Origin of the sequence: Rhodopseudomonas palustris (genome assembly GCF_007005445.1) — a bacterium.
Classification (GTDB): Bacteria; Pseudomonadota; Alphaproteobacteria; order Rhizobiales; family Xanthobacteraceae; genus Rhodopseudomonas; species Rhodopseudomonas palustris_G.
In genome coordinates this window covers 4815615-4832186 of record NZ_CP041387.1, presented here as the reverse complement: position 1 = coordinate 4832186, position 16572 = coordinate 4815615, and the positions used below count along the sequence as shown (strand labels likewise).

15 protein-coding genes are annotated in these 16572 nt (G+C 66.3%); 5 read left to right on the top strand and 10 right to left on the bottom strand.

The annotated features are described in order from the left end of the window. The first annotated feature begins 34 nt into the window (after positions 1-34). A complete protein-coding gene (locus FLL57_RS22285) occupies positions 35-445 on the top strand; it encodes a flagellar basal body rod protein FlgC (RefSeq protein WP_142884053.1) in 411 nt (136 codons plus the stop codon). A 34-nt stretch (positions 446-479) separates the two neighbouring features. Here FLL57_RS22285 and FLL57_RS22280 read toward each other — a convergent pair whose 3' ends face one another. The 7 genes from FLL57_RS22280 to FLL57_RS22250 all read right to left on the bottom strand — a co-directional run bounded on the left by FLL57_RS22280 (position 480) and on the right by FLL57_RS22250 (position 8730). Then, positions 480-1538, bottom strand: a complete 1059-nt coding sequence (locus tag FLL57_RS22280) for an ABC transporter ATP-binding protein (protein ID WP_142884052.1) — start codon at positions 1536-1538, stop codon at positions 480-482. Beyond that, positions 1535-2533: an ABC transporter ATP-binding protein gene (locus FLL57_RS22275; protein ID WP_142884051.1), complete on the bottom strand. Its 999-nt coding sequence runs from the start codon at positions 2531-2533 to the stop codon at positions 1535-1537. Before FLL57_RS22275 ends, FLL57_RS22280 begins: the two co-directional genes overlap by 4 nt. A 2-nt stretch (positions 2534-2535) precedes the next feature. After that, entirely contained in the window at positions 2536-3444 is a 909-nt protein-coding gene (locus tag FLL57_RS22270; RefSeq protein ID WP_142884050.1) for an ABC transporter permease, read from the bottom strand. Continuing rightward, positions 3441-4421, bottom strand: coding sequence for an ABC transporter permease (locus FLL57_RS22265; RefSeq protein WP_047310115.1), 981 nt, complete (start codon positions 4419-4421; stop codon positions 3441-3443). Before FLL57_RS22265 ends, FLL57_RS22270 begins: the two co-directional genes overlap by 4 nt. A 28-nt stretch (positions 4422-4449) precedes the next feature. Then, the gene (locus tag FLL57_RS22260) at positions 4450-6048 is read right to left on the bottom strand and encodes an ABC transporter substrate-binding protein (RefSeq protein ID WP_142884049.1); all 1599 of its coding nucleotides are present in this window, start codon (positions 6046-6048) and stop codon (positions 4450-4452) included. An 88-nt stretch (positions 6049-6136) separates the two neighbouring features. Further along, the gene (locus FLL57_RS22255; RefSeq protein WP_142884048.1) at positions 6137-7090 is read right to left on the bottom strand and encodes a CobW family GTP-binding protein; all 954 of its coding nucleotides are present in this window, start codon (positions 7088-7090) and stop codon (positions 6137-6139) included. Then, positions 7087-8730, bottom strand: a complete 1644-nt coding sequence (locus tag FLL57_RS22250; RefSeq protein WP_142884047.1) for an amidohydrolase — start codon at positions 8728-8730, stop codon at positions 7087-7089. Before FLL57_RS22250 ends, FLL57_RS22255 begins: the two co-directional genes overlap by 4 nt. Before the next feature lie 236 nt (positions 8731-8966). On the opposite strand from FLL57_RS22250, the gene FLL57_RS22245 reads away from it, so the two are divergent. After that, positions 8967-10508 (top strand): PLP-dependent aminotransferase family protein, encoded by a 1542-nt coding sequence (locus FLL57_RS22245; protein ID WP_142884046.1) that lies wholly within the window; start codon positions 8967-8969, stop codon positions 10506-10508. Positions 10509-10628: 120 nt separating this feature from the next. On the opposite strand, the gene FLL57_RS22240 is transcribed toward FLL57_RS22245, so the two are convergent. Continuing rightward, a complete protein-coding gene (locus FLL57_RS22240; RefSeq protein ID WP_142884045.1) occupies positions 10629-11417 on the bottom strand; it encodes a sulfite exporter TauE/SafE family protein in 789 nt (262 codons plus the stop codon). An 8-nt stretch (positions 11418-11425) separates the two neighbouring features. Beyond that, positions 11426-12937, bottom strand: a complete 1512-nt coding sequence (locus FLL57_RS22235; RefSeq protein WP_142884044.1) for an aldehyde dehydrogenase family protein — start codon at positions 12935-12937, stop codon at positions 11426-11428. A gap of 211 nt (positions 12938-13148) precedes the next feature. On the opposite strand from FLL57_RS22235, the gene FLL57_RS22230 reads away from it, so the two are divergent. Both FLL57_RS22230 and FLL57_RS22225 read left to right on the top strand, forming a co-directional pair. After that, positions 13149-13556, top strand: coding sequence for a nuclear transport factor 2 family protein (locus tag FLL57_RS22230; protein ID WP_142884043.1), 408 nt, complete (start codon positions 13149-13151; stop codon positions 13554-13556). Next, on the top strand, positions 13553-14947 hold the full coding sequence (locus tag FLL57_RS22225) for an NAD(P)/FAD-dependent oxidoreductase (RefSeq protein ID WP_142884042.1): 1395 nt from the start codon (positions 13553-13555) through the stop codon (positions 14945-14947). The genes FLL57_RS22230 and FLL57_RS22225 overlap by 4 nt, the downstream gene beginning before the upstream one ends. A gap of 144 nt (positions 14948-15091) precedes the next feature. On the opposite strand, the gene FLL57_RS22220 is transcribed toward FLL57_RS22225, so the two are convergent. Next, the gene (locus FLL57_RS22220; protein ID WP_013499958.1) at positions 15092-15400 is read right to left on the bottom strand and encodes a hypothetical protein; all 309 of its coding nucleotides are present in this window, start codon (positions 15398-15400) and stop codon (positions 15092-15094) included. 433 nt (positions 15401-15833) lie between these two features. Here FLL57_RS22220 and FLL57_RS22215 point away from each other — a divergent pair, with 433 nt between their 5' ends. After that, positions 15834-16571: an FkbM family methyltransferase gene (locus FLL57_RS22215; protein ID WP_013499959.1), complete on the top strand. Its 738-nt coding sequence runs from the start codon at positions 15834-15836 to the stop codon at positions 16569-16571. Position 16572 lies beyond the last annotated feature (1 nt).

The following is a 16572-nucleotide window of genomic DNA, read 5'->3' as shown; positions in this document are numbered from 1 at the left end:
ACTTGAGGCTCGCACCTCGGAGCTCCAAGACCTCATGTCCGCCATCGCGTCGATTGCCGTCTCCGGCCTGAATGCGGCGACCCGCCGGCTGGAAGTCTCCGCCAGCAACATCGCCAATCAGCGGTCGACCGGCGCGCTGCCCGGCGCCAACGGCACGGTGCCGGCAGGTGCGCCGCAGGCCTACAAGCCGCTGCAGGTCAATCAGACCGACACATCGACCGGCGGCACTCAGACCAGCCTCGCCACGACCTCGCCCGCCACTGTTCCGGTATCCGACCCGCAGGCGCCATTTGCCGATGCCGACGGCATGGTGGCGGCGCCCAACGTCGATCTGGCGCAGGAATTCATCGGCCAGATGGTCGCCAAATACAGCTACGCGGCCAACCTCGCCTCGCTGCAGGCCGATCGCGACATGACCAAGGCGCTGCTCGACGCGAAGGTGTAGTCGTTCTGCCACCGACAAATCGCCACCGAGCGAACTAACCGACCGGCCCGTTCGCCACGCGCGGGGTGAAATCAGGTACGCCGATGTCGTCCTTTCGGTGACAGGCGGCGTAATGTTCGTGGCCGACCGCGTCGAGGAACGGCAGTTCCTCCCGGCAGCGATCGACCGCGAACGGGCAACGCTGCGCGAAGCGACAACCCGGCGGCGGATCGACCGGCGACGGCGGCTCGCCCTTGACCAGATACTTAGCCTTCAGCTCGTCACGCAGCGGACCGGGCGGCACCGCCGCCGACACCAGCGACCACGTGTAGGGATGGCGCGGCGCGGTGAACAGCGCCGAGGCTGGTGCCTGTTCGGCGATCTTGCCGAGATACATCACGGCGATCTCGTCGCAGAACTGCTGGATCACGCCGAGATCGTGCGAGATGAAGATGTAGGTGAGCCCGCGCTCGCGCTGCAGCTTCTTCAAGAGGTTCAGGATCTGCGCCTGGATCGCGACGTCGAGCGCGGAGACCGCCTCGTCGCAGACGATCAGCTCCGGCTCCGGCGCCAGCGCGCGGGCGATGCATAGCCGCTGGCGCTGACCGCCGGAGAACTGATGCGGAAACAGGTCGGCGGCTTCCGGCGGCAAGCCGACCTCGGCGAGCAGCTTGCGAACCCGCGCGTCGCGCTCGCTGCGGCTGCCGATCTCGAGCAGATCGAGCGGTTCGCGGATCTGATCACCGGCGCGGCGGCGCGGATCGAGCGCCGAGAACGGGTCCTGGAACACGATCTGCAGATGCTTGCGCGCCTTGCGCAGCGGCTCGCCGGTGAGCGGCATGATGTCCTCGCCGCGGAACACCACCTGCCCGGAAGTCGCCGCGACCAGCCGCATGATCGCCTGCGCGGTGGTGGATTTGCCGGAGCCGCTTTCGCCGACGATGCCGAAGGTGGTGCCGCGCTTGACGCGGAAGCTGACGCCGTCGACCGCATGGACGAACGACGGCTTGCCCCAGGGGCGCTTCCGCTGGGTGCGGAAATGCACCACGAGATCGTTGACGTCGAGCAAATAGGGACTGGCGTCGTCGGGTCGCAGGTCTTCGTGAATCATCATGCCGCGATCTCCTCGGCGCGCCAGCACGACACCGCGTGCCCGGCTTCGATGTTTCCGAGCGGCGGCTGCGGCTTCGAACGGCACAGCTCGGAGGCGTTGGCGCAGCGCGCCAAGAAGGCGCAATCGGGGCCGCGATTGCCAAGCCCCGGCACCATGCCGGGAATCTCGCCAAGGTCCGTCCACTCATCGGGCTTGGCGACGCCGACCGCAAGATGCGGCACGCAGGCGAGCAGGCCGCGCGTGTAGGGATGACGCGGCGCCGCGGCGATCTGATGCGCCGGCCCGGTCTCGATGCAGCGGCCAGCATACAGCACCGCGATTTCGTCCGCGAGCTCGGCGACAGCGCCGAGATCATGGGTGATCAGCACGATCGCCGTTTCGGTCTCGTCCTGAAGCTGGGCGAGCAGATCGAAGATCTGCGCCTGCACGGTGACGTCGAGCGCGGTGGTCGGTTCGTCGGCGATCAGCAGCTTCGGCCGGCACGCCAGCGCCATCGCGATCATCACCCGCTGCCGCATACCGCCCGACATCTGGTGCGGATAAGCCTTGGCACGCTGCTCGGCGGCAGGGATCTGCACCGCCTTCAGGAACTGCACCGCCTGTTCGGCGGCGTCCTTGCGGCTGAGCCGGCGGTGATAATACAGCACCTCGGCGATCTGATCGCCGACGGTGTAGAGCGGGTTCAGCGCCGTCATCGGCTCCTGAAACACCATCGAGATCTTGTCGCCGCGCAACGCGCGCATCCGCTTCGGCCGCGCAGTGAGCAGGTCCTCGCCGTCGAGCAGGATGCGGCCGCCGGTGATTACGAAGCCCTCCGGCAACAGCCGCATGATCGCCAGCGCGGTCATGCTCTTGCCGCAGCCGGATTCGCCGACCAGCGCGATGGTGCGGCCCTTTTGAACCGTGAACGACAGATTCTCCAGCACCGGCACCAGATCGCCGTCGCGATTGGTCATGCTGACGCTCAAGTTCTCGACCGAAAGAACCGGGGTCATCGTCACCTCCGTCGCAGCCGCGGATTGACCGCATCGTTGACGCCGTCGCCGACCAGGCTGACGGCGAGCACGGCCAGGAAGATCGCGGCGCCGGGGAACGTCACCGCCCACCAGGCATCGAGCACGTAGTTGCGGTTCTGGCCGATCATCAGACCCCAGCTCATGGTGTTGGGATCGCCGAGGCCGAGGAAGCTGAGGCCACCCTCGAACAGGATCGCGGTGCCGATTGCCAGGGTCGCCGACACAATGATCGGGGGCAGCGCATTCGGCAGCACCACCCGCAGGATCAAATGCAGATTGCCGGCACCGGCGGCGCGCGAGGCTTTGATGAAGTCCAGATCGCGCAGCCGCATGAACTCGGCGCGCGTCAGCCGCGCCGCCGACGTCCAGCTCACCGCGCCGATCGCCAGCGTGATGGTCGACAGTTTCGGGCCGAACAGCGTCACCAGCACCATCGCGAACAACAGCGGCGGCAGCACCTGGAAGAACTCGGCGATCTTTACCAGCAGAGCGTCGACCCAGCCGCCGAAGAAGCCGCTGAGGGCGCCGACGGTGACGCCGATCAGGATGGTGATCAGCGCCGCCACCGCACCGACCGTGAGCGTCGCGCGGCCGCCGTAGATCAGGCCGGCGAGCACGTCGCGGCCGAGATAGTCGGTCCCGAACAGCGCGTCGGCGTCCGGCGGCGCGAGTGGCATTCCGACGATGTCGAGCGGATCGACCGGATAAAGCCACGGCCCGATCGCGGTGCCGACCAGCAGCACCAGCAGCAGGATCGCGCCGGCGACGCCGGACGGGCTCTTGATGAACTGCCGCAGAGCGGCCTGAGCCGGCGACACCGCCTTCGGAACCTTGGCGACGCTGGGGGCGGGCTTCTGTGCCATCGCGAGCCTGGACTCCATCGTACTCATCGGGCACCTGCGCGGATACGAGGATCGATCAACCGGTACACCAGATCGGTGAGGATGTTGGCGGCGATCACCATCAGGGCGGAAAAGAACAGCACGCCCATCAGCGTCGGGTAGTCGCGGCGCAGGATCGAATCGAACACAAGCCGCCCCATTCCCGGCCAGGAGTAAACCGTCTCCACCAGCACCGCGCCGGCGAACAGATTGCCGAACTGCAGGCCGACGACCGTGACGATCGGGATCAAGGTGTTGCGCAGCGCGTGTTTGACCAGCACCACCGTCTCCGGCAGCCCTTTGGCGCGCGCGGTGCGGACGTAGTCGGCCGACAGCACGTCGATCATGTTGACGCGGGCGAGCCGCGAATATTGCGCGACGAACACCAGCCCCAGCGTCATCGACGGCAGCACCAGATGCTTGGCGACGTCGAGCCCGTAGGCGATGCCGGTCTTGCGGTCGACCACGTCGGTCATGCCGCTGACCGGCAGGATCGGCCACACCGAGCCGAACAGCAGCAACAGCAGCAGGCCGGTCCAGAAGATCGGCGCGGCATGGCCGGCCAGCGACAGCACGGTGACGCCGTGGCTGAGTAGGCCATTCGGTCGCCGCGCGCTGATCACGCCGAGCAGCGTTCCGATCAGAACGGCGAACACCAGCGACGCCGCGGCGAGGTACAGGGTCGCGGGCAGCCGCTGCAGGATCAGATTCAGCACCGGCTCGTTGAAATAGTAGGAATAGCCGAAATCGCCGTGCACGACCTTGCCGAGATAGGTGAACAACTGTTCCAGCAGGGTGTCGTCGAGGCCGTATTTGGCGCGCAGCGCGGCGATCACCTCCGGCGACGCCCCACCCATCTCGCCGGCGATCACCTGCACCGGGTCGCCCGGTGCGAGATGGATCAGGCAGAAATTCATCACCAGCACCGCCAGCAGCAGCGCGACGGCGTTGGCGAGTTTTCCGAACAGATGGGTGAGGAGTGCCATTGATGCTTCGTGCTTCGAGAGTGTCGGGTCAGTTCTTCGGCGGCGTGGCCCAGTGCAGCTCGTCGAGCGGCGAGGCGACACCCCAGATCGAGGTCGGCAGGCTGCCGAGCCCCTTGGCGAACGCGCTGTGGTACGGCGTCACGTTGATGTAGAAGATCGGCGCGTCGGCGACGACGATCTTCTGGAACTCCGAATACAGCGCCTTACGCTTTTCGGGCGAGGTCTCCTTGGCGGCCTGCTCGAGAATCTCGTCGACCTTCGGGTTGGCGTATTGCTGGGTGTTCGACCAGATGATGCCCTTGCGGATGTTGGAGCTGAGATAGGTGCGGTCGACGCCGATCACCGGATCGCCCCAGTTGAACACCGTGTCCATCGTCATGTCGAAGTCGAAATTGGCGACGCGCTGGGCCCAGGTCGGAAAGTCGGGCGCGGCGCGGACTTCGAGATTGATGCCGACCCGCTTCAGCGCCGAGCGCAGATATTCGGCGACGTTGCGCTGCTGTTCGTCGTTGCCGGGGATGTAGTCGATCGTCAGCGTGGTGCGGACGCCGTTGCCGTCCGGCTTCAGTCCGGCCTCGTCGAGCAGCTTGTTGGCCTTGGCGACGTCGAATTTGTACTGCTCGACATTCTTCTCTTCGAGCGGCGAGCCGGGCGCGATCGGCCCGGTCGACGCCATCGCCTTGCCGCCCATCAGCTTCTTGACGATGAACTCGCGATTGGCCGCATAGCCGATCGCCTGGCGGACGCGGACGTCGTCGAGTGGCTTCTTCTTGGTGTTGAAGGCGAGCCAGTTCAGCGCACCGATGCCGGCGAACCCCTTGTCGGTGACGACGATGTTCGGCGCCTTCTCCAGCCGTTCGATGTCGCGCACCCCGGTGAAGTAGGGCACCACGTGAACGTCGCCGCGCTCGGCCGACACCATCAGGGCGCTCGGGTCCGAGATCAGCCGCACCACGATCTTGTCGAGCTTCGGCCGGCCCGGAATGAAGAATTTGTCGAACTTCTCCAGCGTGTAGTAGTCGCCCTGCTTGTATTCGGCGAGCTTGTACGGCCCGGAGCCGACCGGCTTGAGATTGGCGGGGTGGGATTTCACGTCCTGGCCGTCGCCATAGACGTGCTTGGGCAGGATCGGCATCAATGCCGGCGACATCGCCAACAGCAGCGCCGGATGCGGGTGCGCCAGCTTGATCACCACGGTGTGCGGATCGGGCGCATCGACGCTGTCGACCGCCGCCAGCATGGTCTTGAACGGATGATTGGCCTTGATGGTCATGATCGAGAACGCGACGTCCTCCGACGTCACCGGCTTGCCGTCGTGGAAGGTAGCGTTCTTGACCAGCTTCAACGTCACCGTCAGGCCGTCCTTCGACACCTCCCAGGACTCGGCGAGATACGGCTGCGGATTCCAGTTGTCGTCGTAGCGCAGCGGGCTGGCGTAGATCTGGGTGCTCGGCAGCGCCGTTGCGATGCCGGACTGCACCGCGCCGTTGAAGTGCCGCGGCACCTGCGTCGAGCCGATCACCAGCGTGCCGCCGGAGGCGCCTTCCGCCCGGGTTTCGACCGGCAGGCCCATCATGGCGAGGCCGCCGAGGGCTCCGACTACAAAGGATCGCTTCGTCAACATCATCGGTCAGAACTCCGCTGCAGGATAAGGATGGGCGAGGCAGGACGGCGAAAGCCGGCGGCTTCCGCGGGGTGAACATCGCGCGCGGCGATCACGACACCGCTCCGGCGGGCGCGAGGGCGCGGTCGAGGATGGCGTCGAGTTCGGCCGGCGGCGGCATGTCGGCGGTGCCGACCCCGACCAGGACGATACCGGTCTCGGCCTGTGCGATGTCGGCAGGCGACAGGCTCCAGACGCTCTCGACCATCTGAAATACTTTGACGTCGTCTTCGTCGGCCAGCCGGCACGAACCCTTCAGCCGCAGCAATTGCGGCGGCAGCTTGTCGACCGCGCAGGCCAGCCGGGCGCGGTCGAACCGGCCCGCGCGGCGATACGCCCAGCTCTTGAAGGTGGTACTGTGATCGATCGCCGCCTCGACGGCGTCGGCCCGAAAGCCGCTCGCCGCAGCGGCCGTCTCCAGCGTCTCCAGCGTCGCCATCGCGCCTTGCGCGGCTTCGACGATGCGAACGTCCGGTCGCAGCCTCCGCACCGTCGCACGCGCGGCCGCCAGTGTCTCGCCCTCCACCAGATCGATCTTGGTCAGCAGCACGAGATCGCAGCGCTCGAACTGGCTGCGCACGGTGTCGCCGACCCGCGCATCGTCGATCAGTTGCGCGACCCGGCTGGCATCCGCCAGCACGATCACCCGGCCGAGCCGCAGCGACGGTTCGATCAGCGCGATCTCGGCGATCTTCCACGGGTCGCCGACGCCGGAGGCTTCGATCACGATTCGCTCGAACGGCACGGCGGCATCGAGCACCCTGCAGATCGTATCGATGAAGCTGGTGCCGATGCTGCAGCAGATGCAGCCGTTGGTCAGCGTCATCGTGGTGCCGTCGTGGCTTTCGATCAGCGTCGCGTCGACATTGACCTCGCCGAAATCGTTGACCAGTACGGCGGTGCGCGGACCGCCGCTGCGCAGCAGATGGTTGACGAAGGTGGTCTTGCCCGCGCCGAGAAAGCCGCCGATCACCGTGACTGGAATGGTCGCGGACGCTGCCGTCATGCGCGGGGCGCCTCCTTGACAAGCCCGCCGATCACAGTGCCCCAGACCGCGATATCCTTGAGCCGCTCCGGCGCCATAGACAGCGGATCGTCGTCGAGCACGACGAAGTCGGCGAACTTACCGGTTTCGATGCTACCGACCAGATGATCCATCTTCAAAGTATAGGCGGCGCCGATGGTGATTGCAGCAAGCGCCTGCTCTGTGGTGAGAGCTTCGGTATCCCGGCCCAGCACACGACCGCTCGAGGAGACGCGATTGACCGCGCACCAAGCCGTGAACAGCGGCGCCAGCGGCGTCACCGGCGCGTCGGAATGGATCGCGAACGGCACCCCGATCCGCTGCGCGGTCCCGGTGGCATCCAGCCGCGCCGCCCGCTCCGGCCCCATCGTCAGCTCGTAATGCGCGTCGCCCCAGTAGTACAGGTGATTGGCGAACAGATTGGCGCAGACGCCGAGGCTCTTCATCCGTCGGAACTGTGCGGCGCTGGCCATTTGGCAATGCTGCAGGGTGTGGCGGTGATCGGGACGCGGCGCGGCGGTCTGCGCCGCCTCGATCGCATCGAGCGCCACTTCGGTCGCCTCGTCGCCGTTGGTGTGGATGTGAAGCTGGACGCCGGCACGGTGATAAGCCTCCACCAGCCGCGGCAGCTCTTCGGGCGCGATGTACCACAACCCGTTGGCGGCGCCGTTGTGATAGCCGGGCCAGCGCAGCCGCGCGGTGAAGCCCTGGATCGAGCCGTCGACCACCAGCTTGACGATGCCGTAGTGCAGCTTGTCGCCGGCATGGCCGCGCAGGGTCTCAAGCTTGGCGATCGCCTGCTCGGGCGTATGCGACACCGCGGCCAGCGCCGGCACCAGGCGAACGCCGAAATCGGCCTGGCTGGTCACGCTGCGATAGACCTCGATGGTCGGATCGGCGAGATCGTTGTGCAAATCGGTGATGGTGGTGACGCCCTGCACGCAGCACGACGCCGCGTAGCGCCGCACGTCCGCCTCGGTGATGGTACCAGCGAGCGGATTGTGGCCGAGCGCACGGAACAGCCGCATCCGCGCCGGGATGCCCTGCAGCTCACCGCTGGCCAGTCCATCGGACCCGGCGACCACGCCCGAGATATTGGTGGCATGCAGCAGCTCGGCACGTTCCAAAGTCAGCGTATTGACGTTGTTGATATGGAACGAGGCGTGGACGACGAGCACCGGACGCTTGGTCGACACCCGGTCGAGATCCTGCCTAGTCAGCATCTTGCCGCCGATATGCAGCGGATCGAAGCCCCAAGCGTAGAGCGGCGAGCCGTCGTCCGGCATCTCGGCCTCAGCCTGCTGCAGCCGCGCGACGATCGCCTCGATGTCCGGCACGCCGGCGACCACCTTTCCTTCCGGCGACCGACGATCGAATGCGCCGACATAGGGCTGCTTCCACATCAGCCCTTCCATGATGTGGCTGTGGCCTTCGACGAAGCCGGGCATCAGCACCTTGTCGGCAAAGCGTGTATCGAGCCGGGCGCCGCTCACCATCAGTTCGTCGGCGGAGCCGGTGGCGACGATCCGCCCGTCTCGCACCGCAACATGCGTCGCGCTCGGCCGCGACGGGTTCATGGTGATAATCTTGCGGGCGGAATAAACGACCGTTTCAGGCGTCACGCTTAGTCTCCAAGCTTGCGACTGCGAGCGTGAAGCGATCGACCCGGCTGCACTAGCGCCAGATGCCGAGCACGAATGGAGCCAGGGCCATGCGTCAGTCGCGAGTCCTGCTGGCTCGCTTCTTGCAGCTCGGTGGCAAAGGCTTCATGCTTGGGATTACAGCCTTTTCGTGCGGTCGTGTCAGTCAGGGTATAGTCTTGGGAAAGCTAGCACAGCTTACATATCGGGAGTCCACCGTGGCCCGCGCGCCCAAGGCAGGTGCAATTGCCTCCCCGGATGCCGCAGCTTTAGGCAAAGACGAGTTGTTCTGGGGCGCGCTGTTCCGTGGCCTCAATCGCGGCGGCTCGTTTCTGCAACTACAGATCCGCCAGATCATCGTCACGGCGATCGAAGACGGCCGGTTGCCGCTCGGCATGAAGATGCCGTCGAGCCGCGATCTTGCGACCGTGCTGAAGGTTTCACGTAACACCGTGGTGATCGCTTACGAACAGCTCGTCGATCAGAATTTTCTGGTGTCGAGGCAACGCAGCGGTTACTTCGTGGCTGGCCTGCCGAAGAAATTCGCCACCGATCCTCCCGGCCTGCCGGAATTCACCAGCCGCGGCGACGATCACTGGGCCGACCGTTTCGCGGTGCGGCCGTCGGCGCATCGCAACATCGTCAAGCCGCTCGATTGGCAGACCCACCCCTACCCGTTCATCTTCGGCCAGTTCGATCCGAGCCTGTTTCCCACCAACGATTGGCGCGAAAGCGCGCGGGCTGCGCTCAGTGTTCCCGAAATTAACAATTGGGCGCGCGACCTGATCGACGGCGACGATCCGGCGCTGATCGAACAGTTGCAGCTCCAGGTGCTGCCGCGGCGCGGCATCCATGCCCGCGCCGACGAGATCATGATGACGATCGGCGCCCAGCATGCGCTGTATCTGATCGCGACGCTGTTCATCAACGGCCAGACCAAGGTCGGCATCGAAGAGCCCGGCTATCCGGACGCTCGCAACATCTTCCGGATGCTGACGCCCAACGTGGTGCCGCTTTCCGTCGACGCCGAAGGGCTGGTGCCGGACGCCACGTTCCAGAGCTGTGCGCTGGCCTACGTGACCGCCAGTCATCAGTGCCCGACAGCGGTGACGATGCCGCTGCCGCGCCGCGTCGAGCTGTTGAAAGCCGCCGCGGCCGGCGACGTGGTGGTGGTCGAGGACGATTACGAGGGCGAGCTGATGCCGGAGACGGCGACACTGCCGCCGCTGAAGAGCCTCGATCGCGCCAGCAACGTGCTCTATGTCGGCAGCCTGTCGAAGGCGCTCGCCCCCGGTCTGCGGCTCGGCTACGTGGTCGCCCCCGCTCCGGTGATCCGCGAACTCCGCGCGCTGCGCCGGCTGATGCTGCGGCATCCACCGCTCAACAATCAGCGCGTCGCCGCATTGTTCATCGGCCTCGGACATTATCGTGCGCATCTCGCCCAGGTCGGACGGGTCCTGCTCGAACGCGCCAAGCTGCTCGATCATCTGCTGCCGAAGTACCTGCCCGGCTGCAGTTTCTCACGAGGGCCGGGCTCGACCAACTTCTGGGTGAGCTGCCCGACCTCGATCGATGCCACCGCGCTGGCCGAAGCTGCGCTCGAACAGGGCGTCGTCATCGAGCCCGGCGCCGTGTTCTCGATGGACGAAACCGCGAGCCGGCACTGCTTCCGGCTCGGCTTCTCCTCGATCCGTACCGACCGCATCGAGGTCGGCATCGAACGGCTCGGCAAGGTACTGTCACAGCAACTCAAGAGCTGATCGGACGTCGCAGCCTCTCCGCGTCATTGCGAGGAGCGAAGCGACGAAGCAATCCAGAAGCTCCATGCTCGGCATTGGATTGCTTCGCTTCGCTCGCAATGACGGGGAGAGGCGCCTGCCTCACAACAGCTCGGACAGCCCCTTCGCGGCACTGAGCAGTGCGACGGCGCCGAGGCTGGCGATCGAGACCCGGCGATGCAGCCGCTCGCTGCCGCGGCGAAAGCCCTGCTCCCCGATCCAGGTGCCGAACACCATCACCGGCAGCGCCATCGCGGCCAGCCACAGCACGTTCACGGTGGCGAGGCCGACCAGCGCAATGCTGGTGAAACCGGCGATCGAGGTCGCAAGAAAGAACACCAGCAGCGAGGCCCGCACCGCGACCGCGCGGAACGGCCCCGACATGTAGTAAACGATCGCCGGCGGGCTCGGCATCGCGGCGAGGCCGTTGAACAGACCGCACAGCATCCCGACGCCGGTGGTCACAGGTGGCGACGGGATATTCTCGATGGCAAAGCCACGACCGAGTACCACCACCGCCGCCGCCGTAATGGTCGCGATCACGATCCGCGCCACCGGCGCCGGCGCAACGCTGAGCGCCAGCGCCCCGATCGGCGAGCCGATCACCGCGCCGACGATCAGCCAGCGCAGCGACGCCCAGTGACAGTCGCGATGATTGCGGCGGAGATCATTGAGCCCGCCGAGCAGTTGCAGCAGCACGGCGACCGGGACCGCTTTGGCCGGCGGCATGAACATGCCCATCAGCGGCACGGCGGCGAGCGCGAAGCCGAACCCGGTGAAGCCGCGCAGCAGCGCGGCCGCCAGGACCGCGCTGAGCACGCCGGCGATCGCCATCGGCGACGGCAGCGTGGACAGGAAACTCGCAGACGCCTCGGCGATCAGCTCGTGCATCGCCGTCGTTACCGCATATCGATGACGACTGTCTTCTTCTTGGTGAAGTGCTCGAGCATCGCCTCCAGCGACGCCTCCTTGCCGAGGCCCGACTTGCGGAAGCCGCCATAGCTCAGATTCGGCTGGATGGTGAGGTTCTGATTGACCTGGACGTAGCCGGCGTCGAGCCGCTGCACCGTGCGTAGCGCGCTGCGCAGATCGTTGGTCCACACCGTCGCGGCCAGTCCGAAGTCGCTGTCGTTGGCGCGCGCGATGACGTCGTCCTCGTCGTTCCACGGCTGCACGCAGACTACCGGTCCGAAGATCTCTTCGCGCATCAGCGGCGAATCCTCCGGCACGCCGGTGATGATGGTCGGCTGCAGGAACAAGCCGTCCTTCAGATGCGCCGCACCCGGTAGTTCGCCGCAGCGGTCGACCTTGGCGCCGGCGGTGCGCGCGCCGAGATCGATGTAGGACTCGACCTTGGCCTTCTGCCGCTGCGAGATCACCGTGCCGATATCGGTGGCCTCGTCCAGCGGATCGCCGATCTTCAGCTTGCTCACCGCTTCGCGCAGCGCCGCCACGAAAGCGTCGATCAGCTTTGTGTGAACGTAGATCCGGCTCGCCGCGGTGCAGCTCTGGCCCTGACGGGTGAACCGCATGCCGGCGATCGCACCGGCGACGACACGCGCCATGTCGGCGTCGGGATAGACGATCATCGGGCTCTTGCCGCCGAGCTCGAGGCTGACCGGAATGATCTTCTTGGCCGCCATCTGATAGATCAGCTCGCCGACCGCCTGCGAGCCGGTGAACGTGACCTTGGCGACCGCCGGATGCTCGACCAGCGCCGCGCCGCAGTCACGGCCGGTGCCGCAGATCACGTTGAGCACGCCGTCCGGCAGCAATTTCGCCATCAGCCGCGCCATTTCGATAGTCGCATACGGCGCCTCTTCGGAGGCTTTCACCACCACGGTGTTGCCCGCCACCAGAGCCGGGGCGATCTTCAGCATCATCAGCACCAGCGGCACGTTCCACGGCAGGATCGCGGCGACGACGCCGAGCGGCTCGCGGCTGGTGTAGGTGAGAATCTGCGGATCGAACGGCAGCGTCTCGCCCTTCAGCTCCGAAGCGAGGCCCGCATACATCGTGGTGATATCGACCGCGGTCGCGACCTCGCCGCGGCATTCGGTCCGGATCGCCTTGCCGGTTTCGAGCGCCAGCACTGTGGCGATGACGTCGCTCTGCTCGGCGATGGCGCGTGCCGCAGCCGCTATCAGCTTGCCGCGCTGCCGCGCCGGCGTCGCGGCCCAGCCGGGAAACGCGGCCGACGCAGCCGCAACCGCACGGGCGACATCGTCGCCGGTTGCGGCCGGCGCCTTGCCGATCACTTGCCCGGTCGCGGGATCGACGACGTCGAGCGTGGCGCCGGCGACGGACGGCACCAAGGCGTTGCCGATCAGGTGACGGGCCTGAAGTTGCGAGATCACCTCCGACACGGCGGGGGCGATGGCGGGATCGATGCGGGTGGCGATGTTGATCATCGCATCACCTTGGCGATCCCGCGCCCGCCGCGAAGGTCCAGGACGATCCAAGCCATTGGGCCAGACGCTAGTGCTTCGCGTCTGGTCCGCCGAGACCGCGCCATCTGGTTCTAAGGCACCGGCCGCAGCTCGTGACACGCTTCGCACGAAGCTGCCGGTGTGCCCGCGTCAATCACGGTCACGCTCGCGCGCCCACCATGATGGAATCGACATGTCCGATCTCGATACTCAGCGATTGCAGACGCTGCATCAGCTCTTCGATGCGTTCAACCGCCACGACGGCGCTGCGGTGATGGCCGCGATGACCGACGACATCGTGTTCGATGCCGCGGCCGGCCCCGAGGCTTGCGGTCGCCATATCGTCGGCACGGCCGATGTCCGCGCCGCGTTCGAGACGACGTTCGCCACGTTCCCGGATGTGAGCTGGGAGTGCACCCGCCACGCCGTGTTCGGCGACCGCGGCATCTCCGAATGGATCTTCCGCGCCACCACCAAGGACGGCAGCAGGATCGAGGCCGAAGGCGTCGATCTGTTCGGCTTCCGCGGCGACAAGATCTGCACCAAGAGTGCGTTCCGCAAGGATCGCCCGGTGCTGCCGGCGACGGGGGCATCGGCATGAACAAGCCCGTGAAGACTCCGCCGCTCGCCGCCTACGATCCGCACTACGACCCTCTCGTCAGCGAAGGCCCCGGCCGCAACCGCGACTACGCGCCGACCTACTGGACCGCAAATTGCGGTCCGCTCCCCGAAGACGACGGGCCGATCAGCCGCGACACCGACGTCGATGTCGCGATCGTCGGCTCGGGTTTCACGGGGCTCGCGTCTGCGGTGTTCCTGGCCCGCGAGCACGGCATCAAGGCTGCTGTCCTCGAAGCCAACCGTGTCGCGTGGGGCTGCAGCACGCGCAATGGCGGCCAGGGCCAGAACGCCGCCGGCCGGTTGACGCGCTCGCAATGGATCGCGCGCTGGGGCCGCGATGTCGCGCTGAAACTGCACGCCGAAGTCAGCGACGGCTTCGAAACCTTCGAGGAACTGATCCGGCAAAGCCCGATCGACTGCGAGCCGCAGCGCGGCGGACATCTCTACATCGCGCATCGGCAGCGCAATTTCGAGAAGATCTCCGCCGAGGCCAAGGTGCTGAGCGAGGTGTTCGGCGAACCGACCAAGGTGATCTCGGCCGATCAGCTCCGCAGCGATTACCTCAACGAAGCCGAAGCTGTCGGCGCCACGCTGGAGCCGCGCGGCACCGGCGTGCATCCGGCCAAGCTCGCCTTCGGCTATCAGCAGATGGCGCGCGAGCTCGGCGCCACCGTGCATCCGGGCAGCCCTGTGATCGAGATCACCGAGCGGGGCGGCGCGTACTATCTGCGCACTCCGGGCGGCACCGTGAAGGCGCGCGCGGTCGGCATCGCCACCGGCGCCTATACGGCGCCCGGCCTGACGCCGCTGCTGCGCGGCAGGTGCATGCCGATCCTGTCGAACTCGATCGTCACCCGGCCGCTGACTCCGGCCGAACTCGAAGCCACCGGCTTCAAGACCAAGCTGGTGCTGACCGATACCCGCACGCTGCGCTACTACTACCGGCTGCTGCCGGACAACCGCATCCAGATCGGCAGCCGCTCGTCGATCACCGGCGCCGATGCGGATCATCCCAAGCACCTGCAGCTCCTGATCGACGGCCTGCACCGCAAGTTTCCGGTGCTGCAGGGTATCGAGATCGATTACTCCTGGTGGGGCTGGGTCGACGTCAGCCACGACATGATGCCACGAATTTTCCAGCCCGACCCGTCGCAGAAGCTGGTCTACGCACTCGGCTACGGCGGCAACGGCGTGTCGTATTCGGCGCAGGCCGGGCGGCGCATGGCGCAGATGATCGCCGGACAGCGCTTCAAGGGTCAGGATCTGCCGATCTTCACCTCGCCGCTGCCGACCCACACCTTCTCGCCGTTCCGCCGGATCGGCCAGCGCATGCTGTATCGCTGGTATCACTACCGCGACGAAGCGGCGTAAGCCTTAAGGGTGGTGCTTGCCGGCCGGAGGCGAGGCCGAAACCGAACCGAACCGCCACGAAAAAATCCCGACAGGTCTGACCTGCCGGGATTTTTGTCATCAAAACCGAACCGGCATCACTCTGCCGGAGAAGCCGTGAGCCGATCAGGCGGCTTTCTTCAGAGGGCGCACCGTCGCCGGCTTGGCGCGGCGGACGTCGGTCGCGGGCTGCGAGGCTCGCTTGTCGAAAGCATCGCCGGCGGTCAGCACCACCAGGCCGGCGATTCCGGCGAACGCGCCGGCCACCGCCACGGTGATCACCAGCGGATAGCCGAACACGTAGATCAACGCAGCACCCACGACCACGGCGTTGAACAGGAAGAAATACGGCGCCTCCGGGCTGCCATGCTTGGCGTCCTTCACCAGCCAGCCGATCACAGGGATTTGGTAGAAGGCTTTGACCAGGAAGTTCACGGCGCTGCTCCTTTGACTGGATCGCTGCCATCTGGGACGAGGACCGAGAACGCCCTCGCGCAGAGCCCCGCAGCGAGGGCTCCGCACTACGAACTTTAGTCTATCGCAATGCAGAAATTGTCAATCACGAATGCAACGGATTCGCATTACTGCGCGACAGGAACCTGGAAGAATCGCAACTTTTCCGTGAACATACCGCTTTGCGGTATCCGAAGCCCACTTCGAGCACGCCAGCCCAGCTTGTGGGCGGGGCACCGCTGCTGACATCCCTGACCGTTTCAGCCGTATCCTTTGAGGGCGTGGCGATCCATGCGGGGGATCGCCGATTGCTGCCGGTTGCAACCGATCCGATGCTCCCGGCGGACTTGCCTGATCCAGCATAAGCTGCTGATTTCGGCAGCGGGGGCTGCCAGGTTCAGCGAGGACGACTGTCTTGACCGCTCTGCTCGATCGCCTGCGCACCCGGTTGCGCCGCCTGTTCCGGGCGCGCACGGTGCCGTTCGACGGCTTGACGCTGGTCGGCTACCGCCACGGCGTGCCGAAAGGCATGATCCATGCCCTGCTGTCCGGCGATTACGAGGCTCCCGAACGCGCTGCCGTCAAGGCCGTGGTCCGGCCCGGCGACCGCATCGTCGAGATCGGTGCCTGCATGGGCGTGGTGTCGTTGACAGCGGCGCGGATCGTCGGCGCCGCCAACGTCGTCGCGTTCGAGCCGAACCCTGCGGCGGCGGCGGTCGCGTCCGACAATTTCACCCTCAACCGCCTGCCGGTGAGGCTGGAGCGCGCTGCGGTCGGCTCGCAGGCCGGCACCGCGAGGCTGGCGATCGGCGAGGGAAGCTGGCTCGGTGCGGCGATCGGCGGCAGCCATCGAACCACTGTCGAGGTTCCGGTCCGGGCGATCGCGGAAGTGATCGCGACCTGCGACCCGACCGTGCTGGTCCTGGACGCCGAAGGCATGGAGGTCGACATCCTGCCGGCCTGTCCGATGCAGCATCTGCGCGCTGTGATTGCCGAATTTCATCTTGCCGGAGTCGACCCCGGCGTGATTCACGGATTGCGCCTGCATCTCGGCGCGCAGGGCTTCGCGCGCGATGCGGCGTTGAGTACCTGCGGCGAGATGGTCTGCACCGAAGTTTGGACCCGCGCCCAAGCCGCGACAGCCTCTGCCTGAA